The organism is Streptomyces sp. TRM64462, assembly GCF_013362995.1.
Classification (GTDB): Bacteria; Actinomycetota; Actinomycetes; order Streptomycetales; family Streptomycetaceae; genus Streptomyces.
The window spans coordinates 1-20,853 of record NZ_JABWDV010000300.1 but is presented as its reverse complement, the minus strand read 5'-3'; the positions used below and the strand labels follow the sequence as shown (position 1 = coordinate 20,853).

The 20,853-nt window shown below is 73.9% G+C and carries 17 protein-coding genes and 2 pseudogenes; 9 read left to right on the top strand and 10 right to left on the bottom strand.

The window, feature by feature from the left end; genetic code table 11:
* From HTZ82_RS14305 to HTZ82_RS14275, 7 genes and pseudogenes are all read right to left on the bottom strand, one after another.
* Window positions 1-414 (bottom strand): annotated as a pseudogene (locus HTZ82_RS14305) (4-phosphopantetheinyl transferase); the annotation flags it as partial.
* Window positions 411-1,082, bottom strand: a complete 672-nt coding sequence (locus HTZ82_RS14300) for a cysteine hydrolase family protein (RefSeq protein WP_175409744.1) — start codon at window positions 1,080-1,082, stop codon at window positions 411-413. The pseudogene HTZ82_RS14305 and the gene HTZ82_RS14300, both read right to left, overlap by 4 nt.
* Window positions 1,079-1,321 carry an acyl carrier protein gene (locus tag HTZ82_RS14295; protein WP_175409743.1) on the bottom strand — a complete coding sequence of 81 codons (243 nt, stop codon included), beginning with the start codon at window positions 1,319-1,321 and terminating at the stop codon, window positions 1,079-1,081. Before HTZ82_RS14295 ends, HTZ82_RS14300 begins: the two co-directional genes overlap by 4 nt.
* A gap of 70 nt (window positions 1,322-1,391) precedes the next feature.
* Window positions 1,392-2,417 carry a methyltransferase gene (locus HTZ82_RS32930; protein ID WP_217624138.1) on the bottom strand — a complete coding sequence of 342 codons (1,026 nt, stop codon included), beginning with the start codon at window positions 2,415-2,417 and terminating at the stop codon, window positions 1,392-1,394.
* Between the two features lie 7 nt (window positions 2,418-2,424).
* A complete protein-coding gene (locus HTZ82_RS14285) occupies window positions 2,425-3,675 on the bottom strand; it encodes a nitronate monooxygenase family protein (protein ID WP_175409742.1) in 1,251 nt (416 codons plus the stop codon).
* On the bottom strand, window positions 3,662-4,525 hold the full coding sequence (locus tag HTZ82_RS14280; RefSeq protein WP_175409741.1) for an aminoacyl--tRNA ligase-related protein: 864 nt from the start codon (window positions 4,523-4,525) through the stop codon (window positions 3,662-3,664). Before HTZ82_RS14280 ends, HTZ82_RS14285 begins: the two co-directional genes overlap by 14 nt.
* Before the next feature lie 32 nt (window positions 4,526-4,557).
* Entirely contained in the window at window positions 4,558-5,430 is an 873-nt protein-coding gene (locus HTZ82_RS14275) for a diiron oxygenase (protein WP_175409740.1), read from the bottom strand.
* Between the two features lie 445 nt (window positions 5,431-5,875).
* On the opposite strand from HTZ82_RS14275, the gene HTZ82_RS14270 reads away from it, so the two are divergent.
* The 6 genes and pseudogenes from HTZ82_RS14270 to HTZ82_RS14245 form a co-directional block, all read left to right on the top strand.
* On the top strand, window positions 5,876-7,864 hold the full coding sequence (locus tag HTZ82_RS14270; RefSeq protein ID WP_254711853.1) for an ABC transporter ATP-binding protein: 1,989 nt from the start codon (window positions 5,876-5,878) through the stop codon (window positions 7,862-7,864).
* On the top strand, window positions 7,861-9,651 hold the full coding sequence (locus tag HTZ82_RS14265; protein WP_175409738.1) for an ABC transporter ATP-binding protein: 1,791 nt from the start codon (window positions 7,861-7,863) through the stop codon (window positions 9,649-9,651). Before HTZ82_RS14270 ends, HTZ82_RS14265 begins: the two co-directional genes overlap by 4 nt.
* 33 nt (window positions 9,652-9,684) lie before the next feature.
* Entirely contained in the window at window positions 9,685-10,773 is a 1,089-nt protein-coding gene (locus HTZ82_RS14260) for a phytanoyl-CoA dioxygenase family protein (protein ID WP_175409737.1), read from the top strand.
* A complete protein-coding gene (locus HTZ82_RS14255) occupies window positions 10,755-12,071 on the top strand; it encodes a DUF6271 family protein (protein ID WP_175409736.1) in 1,317 nt (438 codons plus the stop codon). Before HTZ82_RS14260 ends, HTZ82_RS14255 begins: the two co-directional genes overlap by 19 nt.
* 110 nt (window positions 12,072-12,181) lie before the next feature.
* Entirely contained in the window at window positions 12,182-13,366 is a 1,185-nt protein-coding gene (locus HTZ82_RS14250; protein ID WP_175409745.1) for an alanine racemase, read from the top strand.
* Window positions 13,367-13,798, top strand: a pseudogene (locus HTZ82_RS14245) (GNAT family N-acetyltransferase); the annotation flags it as partial. It abuts the gene before it with no gap.
* 103 nt (window positions 13,799-13,901) lie between these two features.
* Here the strand turns inward: HTZ82_RS14245 and HTZ82_RS14240 are convergent.
* On the bottom strand, window positions 13,902-14,414 hold the full coding sequence (locus HTZ82_RS14240; RefSeq protein WP_175409735.1) for an Lrp/AsnC family transcriptional regulator: 513 nt from the start codon (window positions 14,412-14,414) through the stop codon (window positions 13,902-13,904).
* A gap of 67 nt (window positions 14,415-14,481) precedes the next feature.
* Between HTZ82_RS14240 and HTZ82_RS14235 the strand changes: the two genes are divergently transcribed.
* Both HTZ82_RS14235 and HTZ82_RS14230 read left to right on the top strand, forming a co-directional pair.
* Complete coding sequence (locus HTZ82_RS14235; protein ID WP_175409734.1) at window positions 14,482-15,402, top strand: NAD-dependent epimerase/dehydratase family protein; 921 nt, start codon at window positions 14,482-14,484, stop codon at window positions 15,400-15,402.
* The gene (locus HTZ82_RS14230; RefSeq protein WP_175409733.1) at window positions 15,399-16,298 is read left to right on the top strand and encodes an aldo/keto reductase; all 900 of its coding nucleotides are present in this window, start codon (window positions 15,399-15,401) and stop codon (window positions 16,296-16,298) included. The genes HTZ82_RS14235 and HTZ82_RS14230 overlap by 4 nt, the downstream gene beginning before the upstream one ends.
* On the opposite strand, the gene HTZ82_RS14225 is transcribed toward HTZ82_RS14230, so the two are convergent.
* Both HTZ82_RS14225 and HTZ82_RS14220 read right to left on the bottom strand, forming a co-directional pair.
* Complete coding sequence (locus HTZ82_RS14225) at window positions 16,282-17,493, bottom strand: YncE family protein (protein WP_175409732.1); 1,212 nt, start codon at window positions 17,491-17,493, stop codon at window positions 16,282-16,284. The two genes, HTZ82_RS14230 and HTZ82_RS14225, sit on opposite strands and share 17 nt — an antisense overlap.
* Before the next feature lie 182 nt (window positions 17,494-17,675).
* Window positions 17,676-19,067 carry a cation:dicarboxylate symporter family transporter gene (locus HTZ82_RS14220; RefSeq protein WP_175409731.1) on the bottom strand — a complete coding sequence of 464 codons (1,392 nt, stop codon included), beginning with the start codon at window positions 19,065-19,067 and terminating at the stop codon, window positions 17,676-17,678.
* A 147-nt stretch (window positions 19,068-19,214) separates the two neighbouring features.
* Here HTZ82_RS14220 and HTZ82_RS14215 point away from each other — a divergent pair, with 147 nt between their 5' ends.
* Window positions 19,215-20,822: a sensor histidine kinase gene (locus HTZ82_RS14215; RefSeq protein ID WP_175409730.1), complete on the top strand. Its 1,608-nt coding sequence runs from the start codon at window positions 19,215-19,217 to the stop codon at window positions 20,820-20,822.
* Window positions 20,823-20,853: the final 31 nt, after the last annotated feature.

Below are 20,853 nucleotides of genomic sequence, written 5' to 3'. Positions count from 1 at the left end.
GGCCGGTTCCACGTCGACGCCCACGGGGCCCGGCCCGGCGGCCGCGGCGGCGAGACCGTCCGCGTGGCTCAGGCTCACGCCGGTGCCCGGGTGGCCGCGCAGGTACGGGCGGCCGTGCCCGTAGCGGCCGCACGCGGCGCAGAACTGGGCGGGGGCCTGCTCGTACAGGGGCCGGCCCGTGTACCGGGCGGCGCACAGCCGGAGCAGCAGCCGCGCCGCCAGCACGTCGTCACGGCGGGGCGCCAGGCGGACGCGGGCGAGGCGCCGCCGCTCCCACGGGGCGAGCAGCCCCTCGTCCAGCTCCGGGTGCGCCAGGACCTCCGCGGTCGTCGCGACGACGGCCACGGCCGCGGGTGCGGGTGCCGGCGCGGACGCCGGGCGGTCGGCCGCGACGAGGCCTGCGGGTGCCGTCATGGGCGGGTTTCGGCCAGCAGAGCGGTCAGTTCGTCGGTCGTGAGGAGCTGCACGCCGATGCCCGACAGTTCGGCCAGGCCCTGTTCCGACGTACGGGACAGGGCGTCCTCGACCGCCACCACGCGGAAGTCCCGCTCGCTGGCCTCGATGATGCTCGCGCGCGGGCAGTTGGGCAGGTTGCAGCCGGCGAACACGAGCGTGTCCACACCGAACCCGGCCAGCAGGCCCTCCAGGGACGTCCGGTAGAAGGCGCCCCAGCGCGGCTTGTAGACCGCGTACTCCCGCGGCCCGAGCTGCTGGTGGCCGGGGCCGCGCAACAGCCGGTCCGGGTCCAGCGCGGGCGCGCCTTCGGGGGCGAGGCCCGGGGCGAGGGCGCTGCCGGGGCTGCCGGGGGCGACGATCTCCGTACCGTCGGCGAGCAGGGTGCGCCGCACCAGGTCGGCGTTGCCGCCGCCCTTCTCGTACAGCCGGACGATGTGGAGAACGGGGCGTCCGGCCGCCCGGAACTCCTCCACCAGCCGCAGCACGCGGGGCAGCACCTCGGTGGTGCCGGGGATGCCGTACGGGCTGTCGGAGAGGAAGTCGCGCTGGAGGTCGATGGTGACCAGCGCCGAGTCCGCGAGGTGCGGCACGAGGTAGGGGTCGGAGGTCAGCCGCGCGTCGCTCACCGGGCCGCCTCCGTGGTGGTGGTGAGGAAGCGTTCCCGGATGCGGTTCAGGGTGCGGAAGTCGTCGATGCTGACCTCCTGGAGGTCGATGGTGCGGCCCGAGACGCTCTCCAGGAGGTAGATGAACTCCAGGAAGTCGAGGGAGTCGATGAGGCGGGCCTCGATCAGGTCCTCGTCGGCGCCGATGGGGCCGTCCAGGTCGGGGTTCTTGCCGTGGATCCACTCGGTGACGGGTTCCATGCGAGGGTTCTTCCTTCTTCCTTCTTCTCTTCCGGCGTCTGAGGGGTGATCGGTGCGGGGCCGGGGGGTGCTAGCGGGTGTCCGCCGCGCGGTGGCCGACGAGCAGGCGGGCCGACGGTTCCGGTGTGCGGCGGACGTCCACGTCCGCGAACCCGGCATCCGCCATGAGCTCCGCCATCTCGGCGGCCGTGTAGCTGCGGCCGCCGCTCCACAGCACGAGCGCCGACAGGTTGTGCAGCGTCGTGAAGGCGGGCGCGGTGCGGGACTCCTCAAGGAAGTGGCCGTGGACCAGCACCCGGCCGCCGGGGCGGAGCGCCGCACGGGCGCGGCGCAGGATGTCGAGGCCGTTCTCCCGGCTCTCCTGGTGCAGGACGTTGGAGAGGAGCACGACGTCCAGGTCCGCGCCGAAGGAGTCGCGGTAGTAGTCGCCTTCGCGGACGGTGATCCGGTCGGCCAGCCCGGCTCCGGCCACGGTGGCCTCGGCGATGGGCAGCACGGCGGCCAGGTCCACGACCTCGGCGCGGGCCTCGCCCCACGCCTTGCACAGGGCGATGCTGTACGTGCCGGCGCCGCCGCCGACGTCCGCGATGCGCAGCGGCCCGGGGCCGGGTTCGGGGAGCGCGTCCGCGAGTGCCTGCGCGGTACGGGAGTTGTAGGCGTGCATGCCGAGGATGAAGTCCTCGGCGTACGCCGGGTCGTCACCGAGCCGCGACCCGCGGTGCTCCACGGCCCGCCCGAGCCGCAGCGCCTCGCCCAGGTCGCCCCAGGGCCCGTACCAGCGGCCCATGACCTTGACCCAGGGGGTCAGGGACTCGGGCGACGCGCTGGTGAGCAGCCGCTGGGCGGCGGGCGTGTTGCCGTACTCGCCGGTGGCCTGGTCCCGTACGAGGAGCCGCAGCGCGGTCGCCGCGTCCAGCAGCCGCCGGCACGGCTCGGCGGGCAGCCCGCAGCGTTCGGCCACGGCGTCGCCGGGCAGCGGCCCGTCGGCGAGCGCGTCGAAGACCCCGAGCCCGGTGGCCGAGAACAGCACCTGCGCGTGCCAGTAGCCGAACGCGAGCTGGCTGATCTGACCGAGCTGAAGATCGAGGGGTGCCACGGACGGGTCACATCCTTCCGGGGTGCGTGGGCGTGGGCAGTGCGGTGCGGAAGCGGGCCACCACCGCTGCCGCCGGGACGATGTCCGTGATCCGCGGCGTGGACAGGCCCGCGTACCGGGCCATGTCGTCGACACGGCCCTCGGCCTCCGTCGTCGGGGCGGCGGCCGAACCGCAGGGGACCGGGCGGCGGCCGCCCGCCACCGTGGTCCAGGCGATGATGCGGGCGGGCGGCGGTTCGGGCGCGTCGGTGACGGGGCCGCGCAGGACGCGGTGGGAGCGGCCGGGCCAGCCGATCGAGAAGCGGTCGGTGACGACGGTGCCGTCCGGGGTCTCCGTGTCCACCAGGGCCTGTTTGTACGCCGGGTGGGCGGCCGACTCGGCCGTGGCCGCGAACGCCGTGCCGCACAGGCAGCCCGAGGCCCCGGCGTCCAGCAGCGGCGGCAGGTCCGACGCGTCGTGGACGCCGCCGGCCGCGAGCAGCACCCGCCCGGGCAGGGCGGCGGCGGTACGGGCCAGCAGGTCGGGCAGCGGCCGGGTGCCCAGGTGGTGGCCGCCCGCTTCGGTGCCCTGCAGCGCGACGGCGACGGCGCCCAGGTCGAAGGCGCGGGCCGCGTCCTCCGGGTCGCCCGCCTGGACGAGCAGCCGGTGCCCGGCCTCGCGTACCGTACGGGCGAATTCGGCCGGGGGCAGCCCGTAGCTGTTGAGCACCAGGGGCCGGTCGGCGGCGTCCAGGACGGCGCCGAGCTGCCCGGCGAGCAGCAGGCCACCCGCCACTTCCGGGATGACGTTCACGCCGAAGGGCGCCGCCGTACGCCGTGCCGTGTCCTGGACGAGCGCGGCCGCCTCCTGAGGGGCGCTCTTGTACAGGGCGACCGTGCCCAGCGCGCCCGCGGAGCTGACCGCCGCCGCCAGTGCGGGACCGGCGACGCCGCCCATGCCGGCCTGCACCAGCGGGAAGCCGACGCCGAGCGCGGCCGCCCCGCGAGCGAGCGCGGCACCATGTCCCGACCCGGCACCGTGCCCCGGCCCGGCACCGTGCCCCGTCGCGGCACCGTGCCCGGTCGCGGCACCTTGCCCCGGCCCGGCACCGTGCCCCGTCGCGGCGCCCTGACCCGACCCGGCACCGTGCCCCGTCGCGGCACCCTGACCCGAGCCGGCACCGTGCCCCGTCGCGGCACCCTGACCCGACCCGGCACCGTGCCCCGTCGCGGCACCCTGACCGTGGCCCGCCGTCGCGTCCGCGTCAGTCCTGTGCATCGCGGAGCCTGTTCAGGGCCTGCTCGGGTGTGCCGTGGGCGAGGATCATCGCGTGCACCCAGCGCTCGACGCCGAAGGCGACGCACGCGCTGAACGCCGAGTCCTCGGCGCCCGCGCGGATGCCGAGGCGCTCGCCGAAGAAGTTCCGGTGCCGGTTGACGGACGCGATGGCGGTGCCGTCGGGCGCGCTGAACTCGTGCTTGACCGGGTCCAGGGCCATCAGCTTCGCCCGCGAGCCGCCCTTGTCGTAGAACGGGTCGTCGGCCGTGGCCCGGGTGAGGGTGAGGCCCAGGCGCCCGGCGAGCTCCTGGACGAACGCGGCGCCCTGCTCCAGGTGTTCGGCGGCGCCGTCCTTGGTGCCGAGGTACAGCACCTCGCGCATGTGGAAGCCCCAGAGGCGGCGCAGCCCGTCGTAGTGGGTCTCGTTGCGGAAGCAGCGCCCGGCCGCCGACAGCCGCAGCCCCTCCGTGCCGACGTCCTGGCCCTCCAGGGACAGCAGCAGGCCGTAGCAGGTGGCGGACGGCAGGAGGTGGCCCGTGGGGCGCAGCGGCAGGTCGCCCGCCGGGGCGCCCGCGGCGAGTCCGTCGAGGGCGTCCGGCGCGAAGCGGGCGGCGGAGACGCCCAGGTGCGGGAAGTTGCGGAAGTAGTCGAGCCGCGCGAGGCCCTCGACGGACAGCAGCGGCGGGCCCACGACCTCGGGCGCGGAGAGCCGCGCCGCCAGGCCCGTCAGCAGGCCGTCCAGGCCGTGCAGCAGGGCGGTGCGGACCGGGTCCAGGGTCATCAGGCCCGCGCCCGGGCTCTTCAGGGCGACGGCCGGCGCGGTGGCGGTGCTCGGAGTGCTCGTGCTCATGGGGAACGGTTCCCTCTCGGGCGTGGAGGTGGTCAGTCGAGGACGCCGATGCGCCGGTAGAACGCGGTCGTACGGGATGTGATCGCGTCGTGGGCCGGCTTGCGCGCCGGGTCCGCGAGGAGCCGCTGCCGGAACGCGAACGGCTCGGGGATGCCGGCGTCGCGGTAGGCGTCGACGCTGTAGAGCTGCTGCACGGACGCGTCGATGTACCGCTCGATGTACCCGCGTGCGGAGGCCGTCTCGGCCGGGTCGCCGGCTTCCTTCAGCCGCTCGTACAGGGCCCGTACGAGCTGGCAGCCGAACGCGATGTGCCGTGACTCGTCCTGGTGGTGGACGCGGTTGATGGCGCGGATGGTGTCCGGCAGGGCGGTGTCGGCGGCCATCCGGCTGTTGAAGTGGTCGACGATCTGCTCGAAGATCAGGATGCGGCTGAACACGATGAAGTTGCCCAGCAGCGCGGACTGTTCGCGCTCGGGGAAGGCCATCGCGCGGTCCGGGTAGAGCCGTCCGCCGTAGCGCAGGCAGAACTCGGCGAAGAACCACATGTGCTCGTTCTCCTCACCCAGGAAGTGGTGGAAGAACGGGGTCGGGATCTCGTACCCGGGCGCGTGGATCCGGGCGACGACCTCCGCCATGAGTTCGCGGATGCCGTGCACGTTGAGGCTGTAGAAGTTGACGCTCTCCCACTTCGCGAGGGCCAGGTACTGCTCGCGGGTGAGCTCGGCGGCCGCGTCGGTGCCGTGGACCGTCATCAGGTCCTCGCTCATCCACAGGGCGCCTTCGGGGATGGATTCCGGCCAGTCGAAGGTCTGGTACGGGTTGTAGTACTCGTCCTCGGCGGCGGTGGTGAGCCGCCGTACGGCACTGCGGACCTCGTCGTCCCAGAGGGTTGCGGTGGTGGTCATGACGTCCTCGGTCTCGTTTCTGGGTCTCGGTTCCGGCCGGGCGGGCAGAACGGAGACGCGGGGCGGAGGAGTGCGGGAAGGGCAGGCGGGAGCGGCCCGTTCGGCGGACGGGCGGGTCACTCGACGATCCGGGCGGCACGCCTCCGATCGGGAGGCCGGGCCCTGGTACGCCCCCCGGAGCGCAGGCTGCTGCTCAACGGAGGTTCGGCGGTATGTGACGGACCCTAACCAGCCACGCGGCTGGCTGTCTAGACCAATCATGATCTCCACGGACGGGTCGTTCCGGACGACCGCCCTCCACAAGTCCGCTTCGCAATACGGCACTTGACAGCCGCGAAGGTCTGGACCAATGGTGTTGCCCGACCCCCTCTTCCTCCCCCTCCCCGCACCGGCCCCCCGTCCCACGGGGGCCGCCGCGTGCTGCCCACCGACCGAGGAGAAGCGCTTGTCACCGCCGTCGCCCCCTGCCTCCGCCGCCGTCCGCGCCCGCGCCGTCCGCGCCCGCGTCGGCCGCTGGCTCGACCTGCTGCGGCTGCTGCCGCGCGCCGGTGCGGGGCTGCTCCTGGCCGCGGTCGTGCTGAACGTCGTCATCGGTCTGCTGCCGCTGGCGTTCATCGTCTGGATGAGCGTGCTCCTCGACCGGCTGCCCGACGCCGTGGGCGGCAGCGCGGCCGACGTGTTCGGGGCGCTGGTCCTGGCCCTCGGCGCGTTCGTGCTCCAGCAGTTGCTCGCGCCCTTCCAGACCGCGCTGGGCGAGGTCGTGACGCGCCGCGTCGACGGGCACTGCGTCGGCGGACTGATGGACACGGCGCTGCGCCGCGCCCCGGTCGCCGCGCTGGAGCGCGAGGACACGCTGGAGCTGCTCAGCGACGCCCGGGGCGCCTTCGACCGGCTGCTGCCCACGCCGGGCGACGCGGCCGCCGGGGGGCTCGCGCTGATCGCCCGGTACACGCAGCTCCTGGGCGCCGTGGTGCTCGTCGGCGTCGCCCTGTCGCCGTGGGCGGCGCTGCTCACCGGGGCGACCGCCCTGGTGCTGCGGTTCGGGCAGCGCGGTTCGCTCGGCCGGTTCTCGGGGCTCTGGCAGGGCCTGGCGGGCGCGCGGCGCCGTATGACGTACGTGCGCCGTACCGCGTCCGGGACCGAGGCCGCCAAGGAGATCCGCGTCCTGGGCCTGGCCGGCTGGTTCCGGGACCGCCACCACCGGGACACGCGCGGCTACCTGGATCCGCTGTGGGAGGGGCGGCGGCGTATCCTCCTGGGCCCGTTCGTCGTGCTCGCGGCGGTCGGCCTGGCCGGCGGCACGGGCGCCCTGCTGCTGCTCGCGGGTCCCGCGGCGCGCGGCGAGCTGTCGCTGCTGGTGCTCGCGGTCGCGCTCCAGGCGGTGCTGATCCCCCTGCGGTTCGGCGTGTACTTCCCGGAGAGCGACGTACAGACCCTGTACGGCATGCAGGCGTACGGGTCGCTCACGGCCTTCACCCGCCGGGCGGGCGAGGAAGCCGGTACGGAGACGGCGACAGCGACAGCGACAGCGACGGGGACGGGGCCGGGGCCGGCGGCGACGGCCGGGTCCCGTGACGGCGCGCCCGCGCCCGCCGCGCCCGGACTCACCGGCGCCGTCCGCTTCGAAGGCGTCGCCTTCCGCTACGCCCCCGACGGGCCCGCCGTGCTCGACGGGCTCGACCTGGAGATCGAGGCCGGCCGCTCGACCGCGATCGTCGGGCTGAACGGAGCCGGCAAGACGACCCTCGTGAAGCTCCTCACGCGCCTCCACGACCCGACGGCGGGCCGCGTCACCGCCGACGGCAGGGACCTGCGCGACCTCCCGGCGGCCGAGTGGCAGCGGCGGCTCGCCGTCATCTTCCAGAAGTTCAACCAGTACGAGCTGCCGCTGCGCGACAACGTCACGCTCGGCGCGCCCGGCACCGGCGTCCCCGACCCGCGCGCGTTCGACGCCGCCCTCGCCCGCGCCGGGCTCGACGACGTACTGGCCCGGCTGCCCGAAGGCCCGGACACCGTGCTGTCCCGCCAGTACGAGGGCGGGCTCGACCTGTCCGGCGGGCAGTGGCAGCGGGTCGCGCTCGCCCGGGCGTTCTACGCCGTGGAGCGCGGCGCGCGGCTGCTCGTGCTCGACGAGCCGACGGCGCAGCTCGACGTGCGCGCCGAGGTGGCGTTCTTCGACCGGTTCCTCACCATGACCAAGGGGCTGACCAGCGTGGTCATCTCGCATCGCTTCTCGACCGTGCGCAAGGCCGACCGGATCGTCGTCCTGGAGCACGGCAGGGTCGCCGAGCAGGGCACCCACGCGGAGCTGACCGCGCTGGGCGGACGGTACGCGGAGCTGTTCCGCCTCCAGGCGCAGCGCTTCTCCGACGACCCCGCCGACGGCCCTGCCGGCGATCCCGCCAACGCGCCCGAAGCCCTGGAGGCCCGGTGACCACGCTCCTCACCGCCGTCCGGACGCTGCTCGGGCTCGCGTACCGGCTGGACCGGCGGCGGCTGCTCACGGCGGCCGCGCTGCTCCTCGTCGGATTCCTGGCCACGCCGGCCATCGCCCTGCTGCTGCGCGCGTTCACGGACAGCGCGCTCGGCGGTGCCACGGCGACGGCCGCCTGGCTGGCGGCGGCCGTCGCCGTGGCCCTCGTACTCGAACTGTCCATGGGGCACTTCGCGCACCTCCTCTACTTCGAGCTGGGCGAGCTCCAGGAGACCGAGCTGCACCAGGAGGTGCTGACGGCCTCCAACGGCACGCGCGGCCTGGAGCACCTGGACAGCGCGGAGTTCGCGGACACGCTGACCCTCGTACGGGAGGAGCTGCCGAAGACGCGCACCTCGCTGGAGGCCGTCCTGCAGCTCTGCGGCCTTGCGCTCCAGGCGGCCGTGACGACCGTCATCCTCGCCACCGTCAACCCGTGGCTGGCGCTGCTGCCGCTCGCGGCCGTGCCCCCGGTGCTGGTCGCGGACCGTGCGCAGGCCGTCGTGGACCGGGCCAAGGAGGCGTCGGCGGAACCGACCCGCCTCAGCCGCCACCTGCTCGCCCTCGCCACGTCCGGGCACTCCGTACCCGAGGTCCGGCTGAGCGGCGCAGAAGCCGACCTGATGCACCATCAGGCGACGGCGTGGCGGCGGACGACCGAGCTGCTGCGCCTTGCCGCGCTGCGCGCTGCCGCCCTGCGCGCCGGGGGCCAGCTCCTGTTCGCCCTCGCGTACGGCGGCGGGCTGTGGCTGGTGATCCGCCAGGCACTGGACGGGGCTGCCGGGGTCGGCGACATCATCCTGGTCATCACGCTCGCCGTGCAGGTCAGCGTGCAGGTGGCGACGGGCCTCGGGCTGCTGGCGATGCTCCAGGGCGCGGGCCGCACCTTCGAGCGCCTGGACCGGCTGCGCGCGTGGTCCGCCGACGCGGCGCACGACGCCCCGGAGTCGGCCCGCTCCGTACCCGGGCGCCTGCGCGAAGGCATCCGGCTGGAGAACGTGTCCTTCCGCTACCCGGGCGGCGACCGCGACGTCCTGTCCGACGTCAGCCTGACCCTGCCGGCCGGCGCGACCGTCGCCCTCGTCGGCGAGAACGGCGCCGGCAAGAGCACCCTGGTGAAGCTGCTGTGCGGGATGTACCGGCCCACGTCCGGCCGCATCCTCGTCGACGGCACCGACCTGCGCGACCTCGACCCGGCCGCCTGGTCCGCGCGGATCGCGCCGCTGTTCCAGGACTTCGCCCGCCTGGAGCTGCCGCTGCGCGAGAACGTCGGCGTGGGCCGGCTCCCCGCCGTCGCGGACGACGCGGCGCTGCGCGACGCGCTCGCACGGGCCCGCGCCGAGCGGGTGCTCGACCGGGTGCCCGGCGGCCTCGACGGCCTGCTGGGGCGCGGCTACGGCGACGGCACCGAGCTGTCCGGCGGGCAGTGGCAGCTCCTCGGCCTGGCCCGCTGCCTGATCCGGCGGGACCCGCTCCTGATGCTGCTCGACGAGCCCGCTTCGGCGCTGGACGCGGCCGCCGAGCACGACCTGTTCGAGCGGTTCACGGACGCCGCCGACCGGGCGCGCGCGGACAGCGGCTCGCTCACCCTCTTCATCTCGCACCGCTTCTCCACGGTCCGGTCGGCCGATCTGATCGTGGTCCTCGAGAACGGCACGGTCCGCGAACACGGCGGACACGACCGGCTCATCGCCCGACAAGGCCTCTACGCGGAGCTCTTCGAGCTCCAGGCCCGCGCCTACCGCTGACCGACCACCCCCGACCAGGCAGGGAGCGACAGCATGCCGACGACACCCGGCAGCGACGACAGCGCCGACAGCGGCCAGGTCCCCGACCGCCGCCCGTACCTCCACCGGGCCGCGTCGGACGTCCCGTACTTCAGCGCCGGCGGCGAGAGCTACCTCGCGCAGACCCCGCTCCGGGAGCTGCGCAAGTCACGGCCGCTGCGCGTGCTGTCCGACGCGGACTTCGCGTTCTGGCAGACGTACGGCTACGTCGTCGTCCGCGAGGCGATCCCGGCGGACGCGGCGCGGCGGCTGCTCGACTTCACCTGGGAGTTCCAGGGCCTCGACCCGGACCGGCCCGACACCTGGTACGAGGACCGCCCGTTCCGTACGGACCTGGACCGCGAGCTGCACGTCTACGGGTTCGTGGAGGCGTACCACCACCAGCTCATCTGGGACAGCCGGCAGACGCGGCGCGTGTACGACGCGTTCGTGGACGTCTGGGACTGCGAGGAGCTGTGGGTGACCCTGGACCGGCTCAACCTCAACCCGCCGAATGTGAAGAACCGCGACCGCGCCCTGATCGCGCCCACCGACAAGGGCTTCGACATCGAGCTGCACTGGGACGTCGACACCACGCTCGGTGTGCCGCCGCAGCGCGTCCAGGGCATCATCGCGCTCAACGACACACGGCCGGAGCTGGGCGGCTTCCAGTGCTGCCCCGAGCTGTTCCGGCTGTTCGACCGGTGGAAGGCGGCCCAGCCCGCGGACCGCGACCCGGTCCGGCCGGCCGTCGACCGGGCCGAGTTCCCCGTCGTACGGCCCGAGCTGAAGGCGGGCGACCTGCTGATCTGGAACGGTCTGCTGGCGCACGGCGTGGCCCGCAACACCTCGCGGGACGGGGTGCGGGCCGTCCAGTACCTGTCGATGATGCCGGCGCTGGAAGGGCACGAGACCCTCAGGACGTCCCGTGTCGACTCGTGGCGCCGGCTGAGCACGCCCGACTGGAACAGGACGCTGGTCGGGGACGCGATACGGCACGAGTCGCTCCGGTACGGGACGGCCGAGCTGACGGGCCTCGGCCGCAGGCTGCTGGGCCTCGATCCGTGGAAGGAGGGCGAGACGGCGTGCGCCGCGTCTGCCTGACCCTCCCGACGAACCGGGCCTGCGCCGCCACCATCGCGGCGGTCGCCGAGGAAGCGGCGTACGGGGCACAGCACTTCGGCGTCGAGGTGCACCTGCTGGTCCTGGACTCGTCCGAGCCGCCCGTCCTCGACGCGCACCGCGCGGCCGTCGCCGCCCTCCCGCCCGCGCCCGGTGTGGTCGTGCACCACCTGGGCGAGGAGGAGCAGCGGACGTTCCTGCGCGAGGTCGTCCACCGCTCGGGGGCCGATGCGCCGGACCGGGTGCTCGATCTGATGCTGCCGTCGCGGCTGTCGTACGGCGCCTGCACCAACCGGGCGTTCCTGATCGCGGCGGCCCTGGGGTGCGCCTCGGTGCACCGCAGGGACTCGGACAGCCGCTACCGGAAGGGCCCGGACGGGGCGCCCCTGTTCCCGGTCCGCCACGAGCTGGCGGCGCTCGGGCGGCGGGCGTCCGAGGTCGCGCCGCACGTGTCGGAGTGCACGCTCGACCCGGCGTACGCGCACCGGTCCGTGGCGATGGCGGGCGGCTCGTTCGTCGGTGAGATGTCCGTGGACATCGCGGAGATGCGGCGGATCGACCCGGCGGTGTACGAGGACGTCGTCGGCCTGTGGGCGCCCGCCGACTGGTCCGGCGAGCGGAAGCGGGAGCTGGTCGAGGAGTCGTTCCGGGGCGCGGGCCCGGGCACGGAGCCGTTCACGGACGACCGTACGGTGCTCGCGACCGTCGACCCGATGCGCGTGGACATGTGCAACATCGGCTTCGCGGACGCGGTCTACGCGCGCGTGCCGCTGCCGCCCGCCACCGATACCATCGGCAGCGACTACTTCCTGATCCACCTGGTGCACGACGCCCGGCTGCCGGGCGTGCTCCACAACCGCGACATCGTCAACTTCCACACCGGCGAGCGGCGCACGGACCCGGGCTTCCTCGCGTACCAGCTCCGGTTCGTGAAGTTCTTGCTGTCGATGCTGTACTTCAACGCCGTGTACGCGCGGATGGCGGCGGCCGGCGAGTCGCTGCTCGACGCCGACGGCCACGTCCGGGCGTCCGCCGTCGCCGGGTTCGTCCGGGACAGCGTCGGCCTGGACCGGGCGGAGAACACCGAGCGGCTGGAGGTGCTCGACCGCTCGTACCGGAAACTGGGCGGCCGCTACACCCGGGTCGCGGACACCCTGGCGGAACGCCGCGGGGAGCTGCTCGACGAGGCGGCGCGGGACATGGCGGGCTTCGCGCTGCTGATCGACGGGTGGGAACCGCTGGTGCGGGCGAGCAGGGCGACCGGCGCGTCATGGATCTGAGCACCAGGAACCGGAGCGTCATGGACCTGAGCGTCACGGATCTGAGCGTCACGGATCTGAGCGTCACGGATCTGAGCGTCACGGATCTGACCGTCACGGATCTGAGCGTCATGGATCGAGGCACCCCGCTGACCGGCGCGCTGCGCGCCGCCCTCGCCGCCGCGTCCGACGACCGGATCGTCTACGACCTCGCCGGTATCGAGCACCGGTACGCGACGCTGGTACGGGAACTCCCGGGCGTCCGGGTCCGCTTCGCGCTCAAGGCGTGCCCCGTCGACGAGGTGCTGGCCCGGCTCGCGGCGCGCGGCGCCGGGTTCGACACGGCGAGCCCCGGCGAGATCGAGCGGGCGCTGCGCACCGGCGTACCCGTCCGCCGCGTCCACTACGGCAGCACCGTCAAGTCCGACCGGGACATCGCGGCCGCCCACCGCCTGGGCGTACGGGACTTCGCCACCGACAGCGCGGAGGACGTGGCCGCGCTGGCGGCCCACGCCCCCGGCGCCCGGGTGTTCTGCCGCCTGGCGACCGGCGGGGACGGGGCGCTGTGGGGGCTCGGCCGCAAGTTCGGCTGCCCGGGGCCCGACGCCGTGCGCCTCCTGGAGGCGGCGCGGGCGGCGGGCCTCACGCCGTCGGGCCTGTCGGTGCACGTCGGCTCGCAGCAGATGACGGCCGAGGCGTGGATGGCCGCGTTCGACTCGCTCGCCGACACGGTCGCCGCCCTGGAGCAGCGCGGCATCCGCCTGGACCACGTCAACCTGGGCGGCGGGCTGCCCGCGCTCGGGTACCTCGACCGGCGCGGCAGGCCGCTGGACCCGCCGCTGGACAAGATCTTCGCGGTGATGCGGGACGGTATGCGGCGGCTGCGGCGGGTGGCGCGGTCGCCGCTGGGGTTCGTCGTGGAGCCGGGGCGGCATCTGGTCGCGGACCACGGGGCGATCAGGGCCCATGTGGCGCGCCTCGCCGCGCGGCGCGGCGGGGACGGGGCGCTGCGGCACTGGCTGTATCTGAGCTGCGGCAAGTTCAACGGCCTGTACGAGATGGACGCGCTCCAGTACCGGATGGTGTTCCCCGGCCACACAACTACCGCCGACGGCCGCGTCCCGGCGGTGGTGGCGGGCCCCACGTGCGACAGCGACGACGCGTACGGCGCGGGGCACGCGCCGGTCCTGGTGCCGCGCGGTCTCGCGTCGGGCGACCCGGTGTGGATCCTGTCTGCCGGTGCGTACGCCATGAGTTACACGACCCTCGGGTTCAACGGCTTCCGGCCGCTGCCGTACACGTGCGTGGGCGGGTAGATGGACCCGTGCGACGCCCACCTCCGGATCCGGCCCATCCGCGCGGCCGACTGGGACGGCATCGCGGAGCTGGAGGCCCGTACGTACGCCCGGCTCGCGCTGTCGGAGGGGCGCGCCGCCCTGGAGTCGCGGGGCCGCGTGTCCCCGGCGACCTGCTTCGTCCTGGACGCGGGCGGCCGCGCGACGGCCGGCTACGTCCTGGCCCTGCCGTATCCGCTGTTCCGCTGCCCGGACCTGGCGCACGGCGAGGCCGGCGGCTTCCGCTCGGCGAACCTGCACCTGCACGACCTGGTCGTCGCCGATGAGCTGCGCGGCCGGGGCCTGGCGCGGCGGCTGCTGCGCCATCTCACGGCGACGGCCAGGGCTGCGGGGTACGAGCGGATGTCGCTGGTCGCGGTCGGCGGCAGCGAGCCGTTCTGGTCGGCGCACGGCTACCGCCCCCATCGCGACGTGCCGCTCCCGGACAGCTACGGCACAGACGCCGTCTACATGTCACGGCGCGCGTCCACGCCGGTACGCGTCGGCCAGGGCGGGCTCAGGGCAGCAGCGGCTTCCGCTCCAGCGGCGACGACAGCACGATCGACGTCGTCGTACGGCCGAGGACCGACGTCTGTTCCAGGACGTCCTCCAGGTGGACGGTGTCCCGCACCGCCACCTTGAGGATCCAGCAGTCCTCCCCCACCACGTGGTGCGCCTCGACGACCTCGGGCCGGTCCAGCAGCTCCAGGGTCCTGGGGTGCTTGAAGGTGTAGCCGCCGTGCGGGTTGACGCGGATGAACGCCTGGATGCCGTAGCCGAGCCGGGCCGCCGACACATGGGCGCCGTAGCCGGTGACGGCCCCGCACGCCTCAAGGCGCCGCACCCGCTCGGCGACGGCGGCGGGGCTCAGCCGGACGCGGCGGCCCAGCTCGCTCAGTTTCACGCGGCCGTCGGTCTGGATCTCCTCCAGGATCCGCCGGTCGGTGTCGTCGAAACCGGGCGCCGACGTTTCGATGGCGGTGGGGCGCGGATGCCGTTGTTCTTTCGGCGTGGCGGCCGGATCTCCCATGGTTCCCCCTTCAGTTCGTGGCGCGTCAACGTAACACTGGACGTACCACGCAAGGGAGTTGGTCATCATGCACGTCTGCGTCATCGGCGGGAGCCGGTACGTCGGGCGGCGGCTGGTCGAGCGGCTGCTCGCCTCCGGCCACCGCGTCACGGTCGTCAACCGCGGCTCGTCGGGCCCGCCGCCGCCCGCCGGCGCCGAGCACGTCGTCGCGGACCGGGACGACGAGGCGGCGCTGGACGCGGCGCTGGCGGCCGCGCTCGGGGACCGTGCGTTCGACGTGGTCGTCGACCAGGTCTGCTACACGCCCCGCCAGGCCGCGGTCGCCCGCCGGGTCCTGGGGCCGCGCACGGGCCGGTACGTCATGACGTCGACGGTCGAGGTGTACGCGTACGAGCACAGCCCGTCCGCGCCGGTCCGCGAGGACGCCGTCGACCCGCGTACGGTCGCGGTCGACCTGTCGCTCCCCTGGGACGACCCGGAGTTCCTCGACGCGCACTACGGCGAGGGCAAGCGGCAGGCGGAGGCGGTGTTCACGCGGGACCCGGTCGTCCCGTTCACGGCCGTGCGCATGGCGCATGTGCTGGGCGGCGCCGACGACTTCACCGGCCGTCTCACGCACTACGCGGACCGGATCCGGGCGGGCGAGCCCATCGCCGTACCGGCCGTGAATCATCCGGCCACCTATATATACGTGGAGGAGGCCGCCGCCTTCCTCGCCTGGGCGGCGGAACAGGACTTCACGGGGCCGGTGAACGCCCACGCGCACGGCCCGCTGACGACACGCGACATCTGCGCGGCCGTGACCCGTACGACGGGCGGCGCGGCCGCGGTGTTCCGGGAGGTGGAGGTGGGGCGGGTGTCCCCGTTCTCCTTCACGCGCGCGTACGCCATGGACAACTCCCGGGCGACCGCGCTCGGTCACCGCTTCGGCCACACGGCGGACTGGCTCGACAGGGCCGTCGCTGAAACCCTGGGGGCGCGGCGATGAGGTACCGCGCGCTGGCCGGAGCGGACGTGAGCGTGATCGGGCTCGGCGCGATGCCGCTGTCCATCGAGGGCCACCCGGACGAGGCCCGCGCCGTCGCCACGGTGCACGCGGCGCTGGACGCGGGCGTCACGCTGATCGACACGGCCGACTCGTACCACGCCCCCGGCGGCGCACCGGGCGCGAACGAACTCCTGGTCGCCCGCGCCCTCGCCGCGTACGGCGGGGACAGGGACCGGGTCCTGGTGGCGACGAAGGGCGGGCGCGGCCGCACGGCGGACGGCGGCTGGACCGTCGACGGCACCCCGGCGCACCTGCGGCGCGCCGCCGAGGGGTCGCTGCGGCGCCTGGGCGGCGAGGCGATCGGCCTGTACCAGCTCCACAAGCCGGACCCGGCCGTGCCGTACGCCGATTCGCTGGGCGCGGTCCGCGACCTCCTGGACGCGGGCACGGTCCGGTTCGCCGGTGTCTCGAACGTGGACGTGGACCAGATCCTGCTGGCCCGCGACGTCCTGGGCGACCGGCTGGTGTCGGTCCAGAACCGGTACTCGCCTGCGGTGCGGGACGCGGAGCCCGAGCTGGAGCTGTGCGGGCGGCTCGGGCTGGCGTTCCTGCCCTGGAGCCCGCTCGGCGGGATCGCCCGCAGCTCCCTGGACGGCACGTCGCGGCAGGAGGCCGACTTCCGGTTCGGTGCCTTCCACCGGGTGGCGCGGGAGCGCGGGGTGAGCCCGCAGCGCGTCGCCCTGGCGTGGCTGCTGGCCCGGTCCCCGGCCGTCGTCCCGATCCCGGGCGCGAGCCGCCCGGCCACGGCCCGGGACTCGGCCGGGGCGGCCCACCTCGTGCTGTCCGACGAGGAACTGGCGCTGCTGGAGGCGGCGTCCGTCAGCCCTGCGGCGTGAGGCCCGGGAGGGCCGCCTCCGCGACCTTGCCCGCCCGCTCGCGCTGCGGGAAGTCGCCCACCTTCACGCGGGCGACCTCCTTCGCGGTGGCGTAGTCGACGACCGACACCTCGTCGCGCTCGGAGAGGGTGACCCAACAGTGCCTGCCGCCGGGGCCGGTCACCGCCCAGTAGGGCAGCGAGCCCTGGGGGTAGTGGACGTAGCCGTCCGTGGTGAGGCCGGGGCGGGACACGACCGCCGTGTAGTCGTCGATGGTCCCGGCCATGCACAGCTTGTCCTGCGCCGCGTTCATGGCCATGCCGTGGTGCGCGGAGTTCTGCGGGTAGTCGTCGGGCTTGAGGGCCGCGCCCGCCGCGCTGAACGGCATCTCGACGGTGCGTACGGTACGGCCGGCTTCCAGGTCGTACTCGATGAAGCCGTTGAGGTACGACAGCTGCGCGTACATGGTCCTGCCGTCCGGGGTGACGACGGCGGGGCGGACGCCCTTGTCGAAGGTGTACGTCCGCACCACCTTCAGCGTCGTGGCGTCGGCGACCGTCACCTGCTTGGTGCCCTTCATCCAGTCGAGGGCCTTCGGCAGGGAGGTGACGCCGATGGACATGTTGTAGATGAGGGAGCCGTCCGCCGAGTAGATGTTCTCGTGCGGGTACGTGCCGGTCGGGAACTCGCCGGTGATGCGGCCGGTGGCCGTGTCGAGGGTCTGCGCCTTGCCCGCGCTGATCGCGGACACGACGAACGTGCGGCCGTCGGGCGAGAGCGCGGCGTGGTCGGCCTTGAAGCCGGCGAGGTGGGTGCGCCACACCTGGCGGCCGGAGGCGACGTCGTACGCGGCGGCGTCCCCGAGGTTGCCGCGTGAGACGTACAGGGTGCGGCCGTCGGGCGAGAGGTGGGCGTCGTCGACGAACTTGTCGCCGCCCGCCTGCTGCTTGACGATCTCGTAGGCGGCCCGCCGGAACAGGTCCATGCCGGCGAGGATCTCGTCGAGGTCCGGGATGACGTCGAGGGTGCCGAGGTTCCGGTACGTACGGGCGTCGAGGAAGCTCACGGTGCCATCAGCGCTGTTGCCGACGAGGACGACGTCCCGGAGGGCGGACGGCGACGGCTCCTGAGGGGCCGCCGTGCCGGAGGCGGCCGGGGCGAGCCCGAGGGTGAGGGCGAGGGCGAGCACGGCGGTGGTGCGGGCGAGACGTGACATCGGGGCGTCCCTTTCGCAGGCGGGTGTCGACGGGTCGACATGCACATGCCATTACCTGCCAGTATGTTACCGGCGGTACGCCGCACGGCACCCGGCCCGCGCACAGCAGAACCGCGCGGGAGCCACCGACCAGGCTCCCGCGCGGTTGCCCTCCGCACCCCTGCGAAGGTCTGTCGCGACGGTCAGACGCGCGCGGGCGCCTTCTCCTCGCCGCACGCCTGCGGCACATCGGCCCCGGCCCCGACCCCGGCCCCGGTCTCGGTCTCGGTCTCGGCGCCGCCGCCGTGTCCGTCGTCCACGAGTGTCTTCTCATCGAACGGCACCCGGCCGGCCAGCACTTCGGCGGCCCGCGCCGTGTCGATCTCCTTGGTCCACGTGCCGACCAGCACCGTCGCGACCGCGTTGCCCGCGAAGTTCGTCAGGGCGCGGGCCTCGCTCATGAACCGGTCGATGCCGACGATCAGGCCGACGCCGTCGACCAGCGCGGGCTTGTGCGACTGGAGGCCGCCCGCCAGCGTGGCGAGCCCGGCGCCGGTGACGCCCGCCGCGCCCTTGGACGCGATGACCATGAAGACGAGGAGCGAGATCTGCTCGCCGACCGCCAGCGGCTGGCCCATCGCCTCGGCGACGAAGAGGGACGCCATCGTCAGGTAGATCGCGGTGCCGTCCAGGTTGAAGGAGTAGCCGGTCGGCACGGTGATGCCGACGACGGGCTTGCTGACGCCCATGTGCTCCATCTTCGCGATGAGGCGCGGCAGGGCCGACTCGGACGACGACGTGGAGAGGATCAGCAGGAACTCGCGGCCCAGGTACTTGAACAGGGACAGGATGTTGATGCCCGCGACGAGGCGGAGCAGCGTGCCGAGCACCACGAAGACGAACACGAGACAGGTGGCGTAGAAGCCGAGCATGATGACGGCGAGCGACTTCAGGGCGTCCACACCGGTGGAGCCGACGACGGCGGCGATGGCGCCGAACGCGCCGACCGGGGCCACCCACATGATCATCGCCAGGATGCGGAAGACGAGCCGCTGGATGTGCCCGATGCCGCGCACGATCGGCTCGCCCGCCTTGCCCATGGCCTGCAGCGCGAAGCCCGCGAGCAGCGCGACCAGCAGGGTCTGGAGGACCTCGCCCTCCGTGAACGCGGAGACCAGGGTCGTGGGGATGATCCCGAGGAGGAAGTCGACCGTGCCCTCGCTCGCGCCCTCCGCCTGCGCCGTACCGGCGGCCCGCGCCGCGTCCGTCAGGTGCAGCCCTGAGCCCGGCTCCAGCAGGTTGCCGACGACCAGGCCGATGGCGAGCGCGATCGTCGACATCACCATGAAGTAGCCCAGGGCCAGACCTCCGACGGCACCCACCTTCGCGGCCTTGCGGACAGAGCCGACGCCCAGCACGATCGTGCAGAAGATCACCGGCGAGATCATCATCTTGATGAGGCTCACGAATCCGGTGCCGAGCGGCTTCAGCTCCTTGGCGACGTCGGGGGCGGCGAAGCCCACGACGATGCCGAGCACGACCGCCGCGATGACGGCCAGGTAGAGATAGTGGGTACGTTCCCGTCGTGCGGCCACGGGGGTCCTCCCTCGTCCTTGAGTCGCTCCACGTCGTCCCGCGTGGATGCCCCGCGACTATCCATCACGCTTGTGACACCGGTCACCGTTGCGTACGTTTCGTTCACACGAATCCGGCACACGAATCCGGACAGGCAGACTTGGCCCATGCGCATACCCCGCGTGCCACTCCCCCGCAGCCTCGCCGGCCAGCTCTTCGCGATGCAGGCCGTGCTGGTCGCGGCCATCGTGGCCGGATACGCGCTGTTCGTGTACGTGACGGACCGCGGCCAGGCGGAGGAGACCGCCAAGCGGCAGGTCACGGCCACGGCGACGGCCGTCGCGCGGTCGCCGTCGGTGGTCGCGGCGGCCCGCTCGGCACACCCGACGGGGGTCCTCCAGCCGTACGCCGACGCGCTCACGCGCGACGGGGGCGTCACATTCGTGGTCGTGATGGCGCCGGACGGGACGCGCTGGACGCACCCGGAGCCGGACCGGATCGGCAAGACGTATCTCGGCCACATCGAGGCGGCGCAGCACGGCGAGACGCTCACGGAGACCTATCCGGGGACGCTCGGGCCTTCGGTGCGGACCGTGACGCCGGTGTGGGACCGGGGCCGGATCGTCGCCCTGGTCAGCGCGGGCATCACCATCGACCGGATCAGCGAGCAGGTGCAGCGGCAGGTCACCGCCCTGCTCGGGGTCGCGGGCGGGGCGCTGGCGCTGGGCGGCGTCGGTACGTACGTGGTCAACGCGCGGCTGCGGCGGCACACGCACGGCATGAACGCCGCCGAGCTGAGCGCCATGCACGACTACCACCAGGCCGCGCTGCACGCGGTGCGCGAGGGGCTGGTGATGCTGGACGGACAGCGGAGGATCGCCCTGATCAACGACGGGGCGCGGGAGCTGTTGGCGCTGGGGAACGACGTGGTGGGCGCGCGGGTGGACGAGCTGAGGCTTCCGCCGTCGCTGACCGGCGCGCTGCTGGCGGCCGAGCCGCGCGAGGACGAGCTGCATCTGACGGCGGACCGGGTGCTGGTGGTGTCGACGCGGCCGGTGGTCGGCGGGGAGCGGCGCGGTACGGTCGCGACGCTCCGGGACCACACCGAACTCCAGGCGCTGTCCGGCGAGTTGGACTCGGAGCGGGGGTTCACGCAGGCGCTGCGGGCGCAGGCGCACGAGGCGGCGAACCGGCTGCACACGGTCGTGTCGCTGATCGAGCTGGGGCGGGCGGACGAGGCGGTCGGCTTCGCCACGGCGGAGCTGGAGCTGGCGCAGGCGCTGACGGACCGGGTGGTCGCGGCGGTCGGTGAGCCGGTGCTGGCGGCGCTGCTCCTGGGCAAGTCGGCGCAGGCGAGCGAGCGGGGCGTGGAGCTGGTGCTGACGGAGGACAGCCGGATCGACGACGGGGTGCTGCCGCCGGGGCTCTCGGCGCGGGACCTGGTGACGGTACTCGGCAACCTGATCGACAACGCCGTGGAGGCGGCGCAGGGTTCGGACACGTCGCCGCGCGTCACGGTGACGGCCCGCGTCGACGGGCCCGAGCTGCTGCTGCGGGTCTCCGACAGCGGGCCGGGCGTCGCGGCGGCCGACGCCGAGTCGGTGTTCCGCCGCGGCTGGTCCACGCACGGCGACGGACGCGGCATCGGCCTGGCCCTGGTGCGCCAGGCGGCCCACCGCGCCCGGGGCACCGTGACCCTGGCCCGCTCCCCGGAGGGCGGCGCGGAGTTCACGGTACGGCTGCCACTGACGGCCACCTCGGAGGTACCGGCATGAACCCGACGAACAACAACCCGGCCGCCACGAG